Annotated in this window: 6 protein-coding genes and 4 pseudogenes; 2 read left to right on the top strand and 8 right to left on the bottom strand. The window is 67.4% G+C overall.

Features of this window, described 5'->3' with window-relative positions; translation table 11 throughout:
* Positions 1-12: 12 nt before the first annotated feature.
* From FGL25_RS16455 to FGL25_RS18050, 6 genes and pseudogenes are all read right to left on the bottom strand, one after another.
* Positions 13-3,033 carry a 2-oxoglutarate dehydrogenase E1 component gene (locus tag FGL25_RS16455; RefSeq protein WP_138142293.1) on the bottom strand — a complete coding sequence of 1,007 codons (3,021 nt, stop codon included), beginning with the start codon at positions 3,031-3,033 and terminating at the stop codon, positions 13-15.
* 397 nt (positions 3,034-3,430) lie between these two features.
* Positions 3,431-4,331, bottom strand: a pseudogene (sucD, locus tag FGL25_RS16450) (succinate--CoA ligase subunit alpha).
* A 46-nt stretch (positions 4,332-4,377) separates the two neighbouring features.
* Positions 4,378-5,568, bottom strand: coding sequence for an ADP-forming succinate--CoA ligase subunit beta (gene sucC, locus FGL25_RS16445; protein ID WP_003166455.1), 1,191 nt, complete (start codon positions 5,566-5,568; stop codon positions 4,378-4,380).
* Between the two features lie 166 nt (positions 5,569-5,734).
* Positions 5,735-7,079, bottom strand: a pseudogene (locus FGL25_RS16440) (spinster family MFS transporter).
* Positions 7,080-7,241: 162 nt separating this feature from the next.
* Positions 7,242-8,397 (bottom strand): annotated as a pseudogene (locus FGL25_RS18055) (TonB-dependent receptor).
* A gap of 652 nt (positions 8,398-9,049) precedes the next feature.
* Positions 9,050-9,418, bottom strand: a pseudogene (locus tag FGL25_RS18050) (TonB-dependent receptor plug domain-containing protein); the annotation flags it as partial.
* Between the two features lie 228 nt (positions 9,419-9,646).
* Between FGL25_RS18050 and FGL25_RS16430 the strand changes: the two are divergent.
* Positions 9,647-10,375, top strand: coding sequence for a TetR/AcrR family transcriptional regulator (locus tag FGL25_RS16430; RefSeq protein WP_088410686.1), 729 nt, complete (start codon positions 9,647-9,649; stop codon positions 10,373-10,375).
* Positions 10,372-11,154 (top strand): LytTR family DNA-binding domain-containing protein, encoded by a 783-nt coding sequence (locus FGL25_RS16425; protein WP_138142292.1) that lies wholly within the window; start codon positions 10,372-10,374, stop codon positions 11,152-11,154. The genes FGL25_RS16430 and FGL25_RS16425 overlap by 4 nt, the downstream gene beginning before the upstream one ends.
* Before the next feature lie 4 nt (positions 11,155-11,158).
* On the opposite strand, the gene FGL25_RS16420 is transcribed toward FGL25_RS16425, so the two are convergent.
* Positions 11,159-12,139 (bottom strand): magnesium transporter CorA family protein, encoded by a 981-nt coding sequence (locus tag FGL25_RS16420; protein ID WP_052747993.1) that lies wholly within the window; start codon positions 12,137-12,139, stop codon positions 11,159-11,161.
* A 224-nt stretch (positions 12,140-12,363) separates the two neighbouring features.
* Positions 12,364-13,839: a carotenoid oxygenase family protein gene (locus tag FGL25_RS16415; protein ID WP_138142291.1), complete on the bottom strand. Its 1,476-nt coding sequence runs from the start codon at positions 13,837-13,839 to the stop codon at positions 12,364-12,366.
* Positions 13,840-13,861 lie beyond the last annotated feature (22 nt).

The following is a 13,861-nucleotide window of genomic DNA, read 5'->3' as shown; positions in this document are numbered from 1 at the left end:
CAGGCGCGGCGGTCAGGCCATGGCCTCGGCGAGGAAGGTCTCGAGTTCCTTCAGGTGGCGGCTCATCAGGCCCGCGGCGGTCGAGGCCGAAGCCGGGCGACCGACGTAGCGCGCGCGCTTGGCCTTCACGTCCAGCTTCTCGAGCGTCAGCTCGATCCACGGGTCGACGAAGGTCCAGCCGCCCATGTTCTTGGGCTCTTCCTGGCACCACACCAGATCGGCGTTGGGGAAGCGGGCCAGCTCCGCCGAGATCGACTTGATCGGCCACGGATAGAACTGTTCCAGACGCAGGATGTAGATGTCGTCCACGCCCGCCTTCTCGCGCGCGTCCAGCAGGTCGTAGTAGACCTTGCCGGAACAGACGATGACCTTGCGGATGTCCTTGTCGGCCTTGAGCGTGACGCCCGCCACCGACGGACGCAGCTCGGCGTCGTCACGCAGCACGCGGTGGAAGGACGAGCCCTCGGCCATGTCGGCCAGGGTCGAGACCGCCTTCTTGTGACGCAGCAGCGACTTGGGCGTCATCAGGATCAGCGGCTTGCGGAACGAGCGGTGCAGCTGACGACGCAGGATGTGGAAGTAGTTGGCCGGCGTCGTGCAGTTGGCGACCTGCATGTTGTTCTCAGCGCATTGCTGCAGGAAGCGCTCAAGACGGGCCGAGGAGTGCTCGGGGCCCTGGCCTTCATAGCCGTGCGGCAGAAGCATCACGAGACCGCTCATCCGCAGCCACTTGCGCTCGCCCGACGAAATGAACTGGTCGATCACCACCTGGGCGCCGTTCACGAAGTCGCCGAACTGGCCTTCCCACATGGTCAGGGTGTTCGGATCGGCCAGCGAATAGCCGTACTCGAAGCCCAGCACGGCCTCTTCGGACAGGGCCGAGTCGATGACTTCGAAATGGGCCTGGCCGTCGCGCAGGTTGTTCAGCGGGAAGTAGCGCTGCTCGGTCGTCTGGTCGGTGATGCCCGAGTGACGCTGCGAGAAGGTGCCGCGGACCGAGTCCTGACCCGACAGGCGGATGTTGTAGCCTTCGTCCAGCAGGCTGGCGAAGGCCAGGCTCTCGGCCGTGGCCCAGTCGATGTTCTCGCCGCTCGACACCGCATCGCGACGACCGTCGATGACGCGCTTCAGCGTCTTGTGCACGTCGACGCTGTTCGGGATGGTCGTCAGGCGGTGGCCGTAGTCCTTGAGCTTGTCGACCGCGACGGCGGTGTCGCCGCGCTGCGCGGCGTCATCGGCGACCTCGGCGCCCAGGCCCTTCCACTCGCCGTCCAGCCAGTCCGCCTTCTTGGCTTCAAAGGTCTTGCCGGCCTCGAACTCGGCGTCGAGGTAGGCCTCGAAGCGGGCGATCTCGGCGTCCACCTCGGCCTGGGTGATGACGCCCTCGGCGATCAGGCGCTTGGCGTAGATCTCCAGCGTCGACGGCTGGTTCTTGATCTTGGCGTACATCAGCGGCTGGGTGAAGGTCGGGTCGTCGCCTTCGTTGTGGCCGAAGCGGCGGTAGCAGAACATGTCCACCACCACGTCCTTGTGGAACTTCTGGCGGTATTCGGTGGCCACCTTGGCGGCGAAGACGACCGCTTCGGGATCGTCGCCGTTGACGTGGAAGATCGGGGCCTGGACCATCAGCGCCACATCCGACGGATAGGGCGACGAGCGCGAGTTGCGCGGGCTGGTCGTGAAGCCGATCTGGTTGTTGATGACGAAGTGCAGGGTGCCGCCGGTGCGGTAGCCCTTCAGCCCCATCAGGGCGAAGCATTCGGCCACCACGCCCTGACCGGCGAAGGCGGCGTCGCCATGGATCAACAGCGGCACGACCTTGGAGCGGTCCAGCACCCATTCGGCGTCCGGCTTGCCCAGATTGACCTCGGCCTCGCGGATGTCGAAGGCCTGCTTGGCGCGCGACTTGCCCAGGACGACCGGGTTGACGATCTCCAGGTGCGAGGGGTTGGCCGTCAGCGACAGGTGGACCTTGTGGCCGTCGAACTCACGGTCCGACGAGGCGCCCATGTGGTATTTGACGTCGCCCGAACCCTCGATGTCCGAGGGGACGGAAGAGCCGCCCTGGAACTCGTGGAAGATGGCCTTGTACGGCTTGCCCATGACGGCGGCCAGCGTGTTCAGGCGACCGCGGTGGGCCATGCCGAAGACGATCTCGTCGACGCCCAGGGCGCCGCCGCGCTTGATGACCTGCTCCAGGGCCGGGACCATCGCCTCGCCGCCGTCCAGGCCGAAGCGCTTGGTGCCGGGGAAGCGCTTGTGCAGGAAGCGCTCGAAGCCCTCGGCCTCGGCCAGCTTCTTGAAGATGGCCAGCTTGCCTTCCTTGGTGAAGGCGTTCTGTTCGAACTTGTCCGGACCTTCGAAGCGCTGTTGCAGCCAAGCCTTTTCGTCCGGCTCGGCGATGTGCATGAACTGTACGCCGATGTTGCCGCAATAGGTGCGCTTGAGGATTTCCAGCACCTGGCGGACCGAGCCGGTCTCCAGGCCCAGCACGCCGTCCAGGAAGATCGGGCGGTCCATGTCGGCTGCGGTGAAGCCGTAGAACTCGGGCGTCAGCTCCGGGTTCTCGATCGGCTTCTCAATGCCCAACGGGTCGAGGTTGGCCTGAAGGTGGCCGCGCACGCGGTAGGCGCGGATCAGCATCAGGGCGCGGATGGAATCGTGGGCGGCGGCGCGCACGTCGGCGGCCGAAACGGCGCCCGAAGCGTCAGCAGCCGGAGCCGCCGGACGCGGGCCGGGCTTGCCGGCGGCCTTGGGGTCGATCTTGGGGGCGGGCCAGCGGCCGTCGAACACGGCGGTTTCCTCGGTCGGCTCAGACGCGCCCGAGCGGCCCCAGGAACCGGCGGCGGCCGACTGCTTCACCAGGTCGGCGTTGTCCTTCAGCTGATCGAAGAAGGCGCGCCACTCCCCCGACACCGAGCCGGGGTCCGAAGCCCATTTTTCGTGCAGGTCCTCAATGAAGGCGGCGTTCGCGCCATAGAGGAAGGAGGTCTCGGCAAAGACCTGGTTCAGCCGACCCGCATCGTCCGCCATTTTTCTCTCAATCGTCCCTTTACAACCGCCCGCGCACAGCCGCGCGGAGAGCAGCGCCGTTCATATAGGCCCTGTTTCCTTACTGGTCATGACCGAAGGGAGGCGGACCGGGTGGAATTTGGTCGAATCGGCAAGAAAAAACGCCCCCGGACGATTCCGGAGGCGTTACAAAAGGTCACACGGCGCGAAAAACACCCCCGGAACGCGGATAGATTAGACTTTGGTCCAATCCGCCGCCCTGCCTACGCCGCACCCGCCCTTAAGTGAATCCGACGCTCAAGCAGCGAGCGACCGCGTCGCGAGCGTTAGCGCCGCGCCTCCAAAGAGGCGCTGAAGCAGCAAGCCGCCGCGCGGCGAGCGTTAGCGCCCGCTCGCGCAGCGTGCGCTGCTGAAGGGCTTAGCCCTTCAGCACTTCCACCAGCGTCGCGCCCAGACGCGCCGGCGACGGCGAGACGCGGATGCCCGCAGCCTCCATGGCGGCGATCTTGGATTCCGCATCGCCCTTGCCGCCCGAGACGACGGCGCCGGCGTGGCCCATGGTGCGGCCTTCGGAGCCGTACGGCCCGCGATGAAGCCGGCCATCGGCTTCTTGCGGCCCTTCTTGGCTTCGTCGATCAGGAACTGGGCGGCGTCTTCTTCAGCCGCGCCGCCGATTTCGCCGATCATGATGATGGACTCGGTGGCGTCGTCGGCCAGGAACATCTCCAGCACGTCGATGAACTCAGTGCCCTTGACCGGGTCGCCGCCGATGCCGACGGCCGTGGTCTGGCCCAGGCCTTCGTTCGTGGTCTGGAACACGGCTTCATAGGTCAGGGTGCCCGAACGCGAGACGATGCCGACGTTGCCCTTCTTGAAGATGTTGCCCGGCATGATGCCGATCTTGCACTCTTCGGGGTCAGGACGCCGGGGCAGTTCGGGCCCAGCAGGCGCGAGTTCGAACGGTCCAGGCGAGCCTTGACGCGGACCATGTCCTGCACCGGGATGCCTTCGGTGATGCAGGTGATGAAGGGGATCTCGGCGTCGATGGCCTCAATGATGGCGTCGGCCGCGCCTGCCGGCGGGACGTAGATGACCGTGGCGTCGGCGCCGGTGCGCTCCTTGCCTTCAGCGACCGAGGCGAAGATGGGCAGGGTTTCGCCGTGCGAGCCGGTCCAGGTCTGGCCGCCCTTGGTCGGGTGCACGCCGCCGACCATCTTGGTGTTGTAATAGGCCAGCGCCTGTTCGGTGTGGAAGCCGCCGGTCTTGCCGGTCAGGCCCTGGACCAGGATCTTGGTGTCTTTGTTGACGAGGATGGACATGTGTCTGTGCTCTGAATTCTGTGTGTCTGCTGGGCGGTAGCGGCGCTTACGCGACCGCCGCGACGATCTTCTGGGCGGCGTCGTCCAGGTCGTCGGCGGCCTGGATGGTCAGGCCCGACTCGTTCAGGATCTTCTTGCCCAGCTCGGCGTTCGTGCCTTCCAGACGCACGACCAGCGGCACCTTCAGGCCCACTTCCTTCACCGCGGCCACGACGCCCTCGGCGATGACGTCGCACTTCATGATGCCGCCGAAGATGTTGACGAGAATGCCCTCGACCTTCGGGTCAGCGGTGATGATCTTGAAGGCCGCAGCGACCTTGTCCTTGCCGGCGCCGCCGCCGACGTCGCAGAAGTTGGCGGGCTCCTTGCCGTACAGCTTGATGATGTCCATCGTCGCCATGGCCAGGCCGGCGCCGTTCACCATGCAGCCGATGTTGCCGTCGAGGGCGACATAGGCGAGGTCCCACTTCGAGGCCTCGATCTCCTTGGCGTCTTCTTCGGTCTCATCGCGCAGGGCGCGGATGTCTTCGTGGCGGTACAGGGCGTTGCCGTCGAAGCTGACCTTGGCGTCCAGAACGCGCAGATGGCCGTTCTCCATGACGATCAGCGGGTTGATCTCGAGCATGTCCATGTCCTTCTCGACGAAGGCCTTGTACAGGATCGGGAACAGCGACTTGCCGTCTTCGGCGGCGTCGCCCGTCAGCTCCAGCGCCGCGTTGATGGCGGCGACGTTCTCGGCGGTGACGCCGGCTTCCGGGTTGATGGCGATGGTGTGGATCTTTTCCGGGGTGGCGTGGGCCACTTCCTCGATGTCCATGCCGCCTTCGGTCGAGACGACGAAGGCCGTCTGACCGACCGAGCGGTCGACCAGCAGCGAGCAGTACAGCTCACGGGCGATGTCGGCGCCGTCTTCGATGTACAGGCGGTTGACCTGCTTGCCGGCCTCGCCCGTCTGGGCGGTGACCAGGGTGTTGCCCAGCATTTCCTTGGCGTGGGCGACGGCTTCCTCGATCGAGAAGGCCAGACGCACGCCGCCCTTGGCGTCGGCGGGCAGCTCCTTGAACTTGCCCTTGCCGCGGCCGCCGGCGTGGATCTGCGACTTCACGACATAGAGCGGGCCAGGCAGCTGCTTGGCGGCGGCTTCGGCCTGGTCGGCCGAGGTGATGGCCACGCCGGCCGCAACCGGGGCGCCGTAGCCCTTGAGGACCTGCTTGGCCTGATACTCGTGAATGTTCATGTCTGATCCGCGCCGTTAGGGAGGTTTGTGGAAACTTTGGCCGCGCTTATAGGCGTCGCGCCTTCGCCTGCGCAACCGGCCTGTCGTCTTATGGCCTCATGAGGATTTTCTTATGCCGGGGCGGCGGGCCGGCCTCAGGCCGCCGCCCGGTCCGTCTTCGGGACGATTAGTCGACCCAGTCCTTCTTGAGCGTGCGAGAGGCGCCGAACAGCAGGGCTGAGGACAGCAGGTAGAAGCCCATGCCCGTATAGATGGCCCAACGCAGGCTCTCTTCCCGAAGGTCGGGCGCAGCAGGTCGCTCATCCAGCCGAAGTAGTAGATGCCGACGGCGATCCCCAGCAGGTTGTTGATCAGCAGGAACAGGGCCGAAGCCGGTAGTCCGCATGGCGGGCGTCGCCAGATGCTGCACCGCAGCCGTGATCGGCCCCAGCCAGGTCAGGTTCAGCCCCGTCGGGATCAGGAAGATCAGGAAGGCCATGGTCAAGGCCGCGGCCCCGTTGGGATCGGAGCCGGGCATGACGGCGCCCACCACCGCGCCCGAGTTCATCGCCAGGATGAAGCAGGGCACCGAGATCAGGAAGGCGATCGCCGGCGTCAGCGGATAGGCGGCCTTGGACTTCTTGCCCAAGCGGTCGGCCATCGAGCCGCCCAGCCAGATGCCCGCCACCCCGCCGACCAGGACGATGGCTGAATAATACCAGGCCGTCTGCGACAGGGTCAGGCCGAAACTGCGCATGAAGAAGCTGGGCAGCCAGGCGGCCACGCCATAGCCGCACACCGAAGACGCAGCCGCGCCGAACGACAGCAGCCAGAAGCTGGGCTTGGGCGCAAGGGTGCGCACCACCTCCATGAACGGCGGGGCTTTCGGCGCTTCAACCGGCGCCGCCGCAGGGGCGGCGGGCTCCACATCCAGTCCGCCGCGCTTGGGATCCTTGACCGTCAGGCGCAGCACCGGCGCGACCAGCACCCCCAGGACGCCCACCACGATGAAGGCCGTGCGCCAGCCGTAGGTCGCCGCCAACAGGCCGCCGACCAGGGTGCCCGCCGCCATTCCCAGCGGGATGCCGAAGGCATAGGCCGCCAAGGCCCGCGCGCGCTGGGACTTGGGAAAATAGTCGGCGATCAGGGAATAGGCCGGGGCCACCCCGCCCGCCTCGCCGATGCCCACGCCCATGCGGCACAGGAACAGCGAGCCGAAGCCGGCCCGCCAGGCGCACAGGGCGGTGAAGCCCGACCAGACGGTCAGGGCGCCGGTCATGATCCACACCCGGCTGAACCGATGGCCAGCCAGGCGATGGGGATGGCCAGGGTCGAATAGAGCAGGGCGAAGGCCAGCCCCCCCAGCAGGCCGAACTGGCTGTCGCTGAGGTTGAACTCGGCTTTCAGCGGCGCGGCCAGGATGCCGATGATCTGTCGATCCAGGAAGTTCAGCATGTAGATGAGGATCAGGATCCCAGCACATAGTAGCGATAGCCCGGCGGACGCGGCGCGCGCGTCGACCGTCCCTGCATCGGCCTTGGCGGCCTCGATCTGGCTCATGGGCGTTCCCGACTGGTTTCTTGAGGCGACGGTAGCGGCCCTGCCGCCGCGCGCCACGAAAAAAGAAGGGCGGCGGCTCCCACGAACCGCCGCCCGCGATCAGATGATCAGGCGTTCAGGAGAAATGACCCGGATCAGAACTTCAGCCCGACCGTGGCCGTGACGGTGCGCGGGGCCCCGTAGTAGCCGATCAGGGAGTCGCCGAAGAGGGCGCCCGGGAAGACATAGCCGCCCACGCGATACTGCTCGTCCGACAGGTTCTTGCCGTGGACGCCGACCGTCAGGCGATCGTTCGAGGAGGTCCACACCAGGCTGGCGTCGAACATCCAGAAGGCTTCCTGGTCGAGGATCGGGCTGGCCGTCTCGAACAGCTGATAGTCGCCGCGATAGGAAGCCGACGGAATGAAGGCCAGGCTCGAGCCGTTCTCCATCCAGTGGGTGTAGGTGGCCCCGATCGAGCCGGTCCATTCCGGCGTGTTCTGGAAGTCGCGCTGATCCGAGACGTCGACGACGCAGCCCGGCTGGGTCGGGCAGCTGGAGTTCAGCGGACCGGTCGGGATGTAGGCCATGAACTGCTCGAACTTGGCGTCCGTATAGCTCAGCATGCCGTTCAGCGTCAGGTTGTCGGTGACGCGCAGACGCCCCTCGAACTCCCAACCGCGGATGCTGGACGAACCGACGTTGTCGACCACCGAGGCGACCGTCGCGCCCGGCCGGGTACTGGGTGGTGATCTGCTGATCCTCATACGAGGAATCATAGATGGCCGTGGCGAAGTTCAGGCGGTTGTCGAACAGCGAACCCTTCAGGCCGATCTCCCAGGTCTCGACCGTCTCGGGCCGATAGCCCTTGACCGTGTCGGGATACAGGACGGCGTCGCCGCGCATGTCGAACCCGCCCGACTTGAAGCCCTCGCCCCACGACACATAGGTCGTCAGGTCCGGGGTCAGCTTGTAGGAGACGCTGACGCGCGGGGTGAACTTCTCGAACTCCTTCGTGGCCGTGTAGTCGGTGCGCGGCGCGGCGATCGGCACGGCGGCGCCGTTGCCGAAACCGGGGCTGCGAATGCCCAGATACTGTCGACGGAAGACGGTTCCGGTCTTCTCGTCGTGGGTCCAGCGGGCGCCGACCGACACCGACAGGGCGTCCGTCACGTCATAGGAGAAGTCGCCGAAGACGGCGTAGCTCTTGGTGTCCACCGAACCGGAGGTCAGGGTGGTCAGGTTCGCCAGACCCAGAACGGTGTCGAAGGCGCCCGACGCCGTGGCGTCCAGGTAATAGACGCCGGCCACGCCCGACCAGCGGTCGCCGCTGAAGACGGCCTGGAATTCCTGGCTGAACTGATCGTCGTCGTAACGAGCCGGAATGTCGAGGATCGGCGCCGGCAGGTTGTCGAAGTCGATGTTGCCCGCGCGTCAGGCCGTCGCGTTGAGCCGTGACCGACTTCAGCGTCAGCCACTCATTGACGTTCCACTCGCCGGTCAGCGACAGCCCCTTGGACTCGACCCGGTTCGCATCGCCTGCGCCTGCGTTGGTGTCGTAGACGTCGGCCGGGCTCGGGGCCAGTTCACGGTGGCCGTGACGGGCGTTGGAATCGTCCTTCACGATGTCGCCGGCCAGGCGGAAGAACAGATTGTCCGTCGGCGTCCATTCGGCGCTGAATCGGGCCGCCGTCACATCCTTGTTGTAGTGCTCATTGCCCGTGTTCAGGTTCGTGCCGTAGCCGTCGCGCAGATAGCGGGCGACCGCCGCCGAGACCGCGAACTTGTCGTTGAAGGGCAGCTCGGCCGAAGCGACCAGATCGCGCTGGTTGTAGCTGCCGTAGGAGGCGCGGACCTGGCCCTGAGGCTCATCGGCGTCGATGCGCTTGGTGACGTATTTGATCGCGCCGCCGATGGTGTTGCGGCCGTAGAGCGTGCCTTGGGGACCGCGCAGGATCTCGATGCGCTGAATGTCGAAGATGTCCAGAACGGCCGCCTGCGGGCGGGCGATGTAGACGTCGTCCATATAGAGGCCGACGCCCGGCTCGAAGCCCCACAGCGGGTCTTGCTGACCCACGCCGCGGATGAAGGAGATCAGGGTGGAGTTGGAGCCGCGGGCGGCCTGCAACGTCAGGCTGGGCGCCGAACGGGTCAGTTCGGTGATGTCGGCCGAACCCTTCTGCTCCAGTTGCTCGGCCGAGAAGGCGGAGACCGCCACCGGCACGTCCTTCAGCGCTTCGTCGCGACGGCGCGCGCTGACGATGATGTCGTCGACGGACGAAACCTGCTCGCCGACAGGCGCCGCCTCCTGAGCTTGCGCCGCAGTGGTCATCACGCCGAAAGCGGCGCCCGCCAGCAAGGCGGTCTTCACGAGTCTGTTCATGTGCATCCCAATCTTGTTTCCGGCCCGATCGACGCTTTTATTCAGCGTTCAATGATTTTTTGCATTGGTGACGATCTTTCGCCCGCCTGTCAAACGGCCAAGCCTGATTTCCGTCACGGAAAGGCCCGCCCTGTGGCGCCGTTGCACTAACCCCCAAAGCGCGACTAGCTTCCGGCCATGACGAAAAGTGATCTGCCGCCGCCCCAGATTCCGCCGCTGCCCGCCGCCCCCGCGCGGCGCGGGCGCCCCAAGAAGACCAAGGCGGCCGCGGCGGGCGAGACGCGCGACGCCATCCTGAACGCGGCCGAGGATCTGTTCTCCAAGCACGGCTTCTACGGCGTCACCATCCGCGAGGTGGCGCGCGAGGCGGGCGTGGATACGGCCCTGGTCCACTATTATTTCGGGGCCAAGAAGGAGCTGTTCGACGCCGTCTTCAATCGCCGCGCCGAGGTGTGGAACGCCGAGCGCGTCGCCGCCATCGACCGCTACGCCGAGGCGGCGGGCGACGCCATGACGCTGGAGGGGTTGTTCGAGGCCTTCCTGCGCCCGCCGTTCCAGTGGTCGCTGAAGGGCGGGCCGGGGTGGAAGCACTACGCCGCCCTGGTGGCCCAGACCAACGCCAACCCCGCCTTCGGCGGCGAGACCATGGCCCGCTATTTCGACCCGGCGATCCGACGCCTGCTGGAACTGGTCAAGCGCATCATGCCCGAGGCGGACGAGGCCGACCTCTACTGGGCCTATCACAATCTGTCGGGGGCCCTGACCCTGACCCTGGGCGAGACGGGTCGCCTCGACCGCCTGTCGGGCGGGCTGTGCCAGTCGGGCGATCTGGACAGCGCCTGCGACTACATGGTGCGTTTCGCCGCCGCCGGGTTCCGCGCCGTCTGCGGTCCGACGCGCGCATGACGCCTCGACTTGATTTCTCGCCGGGCTCCCAGGCGCGCGACTTCCTGCGCGGCCTGGCGATGGCCGTGGGTGCCGGCGTCTTCCTGGCGCTCGGCGGAGCCTTCGGCTCCAACGGCGCGCCGCTGGCGCAGCGTCTGGTCTATTGGGTGCCCGTACTTGTCGTCGGCGGCCTGTGGGGGCACCTGTGCAGCCTGCTGGTCGAGCGGTTCATCGACGTGGATGCGCGCCCCTGGCTGGGCGCCGCCGCCCTGACCCTGGTCATCACCGGGCCGTTGACGCTCATGGTCTGGGCCATGACCGGCCTGATGTTCGAAGGACGTCTGCGCCACGCCGACGACCTGCGTCACTTCTTCCCGCCGGTCGCCCTGATCACCGCCGTGCTCAGCATCCTGAACATCTTCCTGGGCCGTAAGCAGCCGATCGAGACCCACGCCGCCGCGCCCGGCGCCGCGCCCGCCCGCTTCCTCGACCGCCTGCCGCCTCGCTTGCGCGGCGCGCGGCTGATCGCGGTCCAGGCCGAGGACCACTATCTGCGCCTTCATACCGACAGAGGCTCGGACCTGATCCTGATGCGGCTGTCCGACGCCCTGGGCGAACTGAAAGGGCTGGAAGGCGCCCAGACCCACCGCAGCTGGTGGGCGGCCAAGGGCGCCGTGGCCTCGGTCGCGCGCGGCGACGGCCGCGCCGCCCTGACGCTGGACGGCGGCCCCGGCGGCGAACTGGTCGTCCCCGTCAGCCGCCGCTACGCCAAGGCCCTGCGCGACGCGGGTTGGTGGTGAGCCCCTACAGCCAGCGCTTCTTGCGGAAGAAGAAGTAGGGCAGGGCGGCCGACAGGATCATCGCCCCCACCGCCGCCGGATAGCCGTAGCGCCATTGCAGCTCGGGCATGACCTCGAAATTCATGCCGTAGATGGAGGCGATCAGCGTCGGGGGCAGCAGGGCCACGGCTGCGACCGAGAAGATCTTGATGATCTGGTTCTGCTCCAGATTGATCAGCCCCAAGGTGGCGTCCATCAGGAAGCTCACCTTGGACGACATGGAGACGCTGAGTTCGCTCAGCGCCGCCGCATCGCGTTGCAGCAGGCGCACGGTCTGGCGCGCCTCGCGGTCCGCCTTGCCCCCGGCGCGCGCGCCCGACAGCGCCGCGTGATAGGCCAGCAGTCGTTGCAGGCTGGACAGGCTCTCGCGGATCAGGGCCAGGAAGTCGCCCGCCCGGCCGATATCCTGGATCACCGCCTGCAGATTGTGGCTCTCCACCGCCTTGGGGTCGCGCTTGCGGAAGATCATCCGCGAGATGGCGTCCAGCTCCAGCCCCTTGACCTCCAGGGCGTCGGCGTAGCGGTCGATGACGGCCTCGATCAGCCCCATCATGATGGCCTCGCCGCCGGCCAGCTTCTCGCCCGGCTTATGGGTGGCGCGAGCGATGAAGACTTGGAAGGAGCGCGGCTGGCCGTAGCGCACCGTCACCAGCCGCCCGCCCTTGAGGATGAAGGTCACGGGCGTCTTGACCGGGTCGTGGGTCTCCAGATCCGTGGCCACGGCGGCGATCATGAAGACGCCGCCGTCTTCGGCGTAGAGGCGGGCCGACGGCTCGACATCGTCCATCTCATCCCGACTGGGGATGTCGATGCCGGTCAGGGTTTCCAGCGCCGCCACCTCATCGGCGGTCGGGGAGACGAGGTCGATCCAGCAGGCGGGGCCGTGATCCACGGCCGTATCCAGGCGCACGAGCCGATCGGCGCGCCAGTCATAGGCGTTCAGCATAAGTCGCTTCCTTTCGCGAGGACGCCCTCGCGCGGAAGCGGAGCGTCCTCAGAGCGTCGAAGAAGTTGAAGACGGACTTCGGTCTTCGGGGTTCATCTGAGGGTTTCCAAAAAGACGCCGCCCCAGGATAGGCATCTGGGCGGCGAAGGGGTCTTGGCCCGTTCGGCGGCGGGGGTCAACCGCGCGCCGACGGACCGCAACGAGGCGATGGCGCGGTGTGGCTTTCACGCCCAGTTCCCATGAAACGCCGCCGGCAGGGCCACGTCAGCGCGCCAGGTGGCGACCGGGCCGTCCTCGACGTGCATCAGATCCAGGACATGCAGTTCGCTGACCCCCGCCTTCAGATTGATGGTCGGACCCACCAGCCAGGCGTCGGCCTCGTGCGTCCCGCCGGGCTTGGGGACGTAGACCATCTCGTCCGTCACATGGCCGGGACCGAAGTCGAAGGACCGCGTGCGGCCGGACGACCAGTCGGTGACGGCGACCGCCGAAGCCAGGGGCCTGTCGGCGCGCTCGCCCGTGGTGTGCAGGCTGAAACGGCGCGCCAGGCCGGCCCGGCGCGGGTCGCTGCGGGGGAACTCGCCGACGACGCCCGTCCGCTCCAGCCGCCCGCGCCCGTTCGGCGACAGCACGACCATGGCCAGCTCGGCCGGTTCGCCGCCCAGCGGCACGCCGTTCAGCACCTCCTGGGCGCCGCGCGCGGCGAAGTCCATGTCCTTGTGCGCGCACAGGTCGAAGCGGATCGTGCCGTCCGCCTCGTCCCAGGCGTCGCCGACGTGGAAGAAGCCGAAGGGCGGCAGGTCGTAGATCCGTCGCTGGGTCAGGTCCGCCTTGTCGACCACCAGCACCTGCGTCCCCGCCTCAGGCGTCCAGTCGAAGCCCGCCGACATCGGCGCGACGTTGCGGACATGCACCCAGGGCTGCAGCACGACGACCAGATGCCGGGCCGTGGCGCTGAAGTCGTGGATGTAGCTGGCGCGCGGAAGGGCGATCACCTCGGCGTCCTCCAGCGCGCCGTCCGCCGCCAGACGCCAGACCATGGCCTGCTTGCCGTTCACGCCCAGGTTCCAGATGCGGCCGTCCGGCTCGATGCGCGGATGGGCCAGGAAGGGCATGTTCTTCAGATCGGGACGCAGCGTGACGAAGTCCTCGGTCTCCAGCGTCTCGGGATCCATGGCCAGGGGCGAGCCGGCCTCCCACAGCGCCCACAGCTTGCCGCCGACCTTGTGCACCGAGGTGTTGGCCGGACTGGCGTCGTCGGCCGAGCCGATGCGGGCCCGCGGATCGCCGACCGTGCCGAAGCCGGGCATCAACATGGCGCCGACCTCGGCCTCCTGGCGCCGCTTGCGGGTGTCGGCGAAGCGGGCGGCCAGGCTGGCCTGACCGTCCTGCACCCGCCAGCGGCGGATCAGGCCGTCGCCGTCGAACCAGTGCTGGGATGAACCGCCGGGCCGCCGGAACTTGGCCGGACCGTTGCGATAGAGGCTGCCCGACAGCCCCTGCGGCGCCCGGCCGCGCACCAGACGCAGGGCGCGCGGGGCGATGTCGCCCTCGACGTCGGCGGTGGCCAAGGACCAGTCGGCGGTCGCCGCCAAGGCTTGCAGCGCATAGGCCCGATCAGGGGCCAGGACGCGGGCGGCGGCCAACGCGCCGGAAAGGGCGGCGGCGCCCATGAACAGGGTGCGGCGGGTCGGGGTCATGGCGGTCTCTTCAGACAACAAG

It is taken from the genome of Brevundimonas vancanneytii, from assembly GCF_901421975.1.
In the GTDB taxonomy this organism is placed as follows: Bacteria; Pseudomonadota; Alphaproteobacteria; order Caulobacterales; family Caulobacteraceae; genus Brevundimonas; species Brevundimonas diminuta.
Note: the sequence above shows the minus strand (reverse complement) of the source record. Positions and strands in the feature narration are given on the sequence as shown.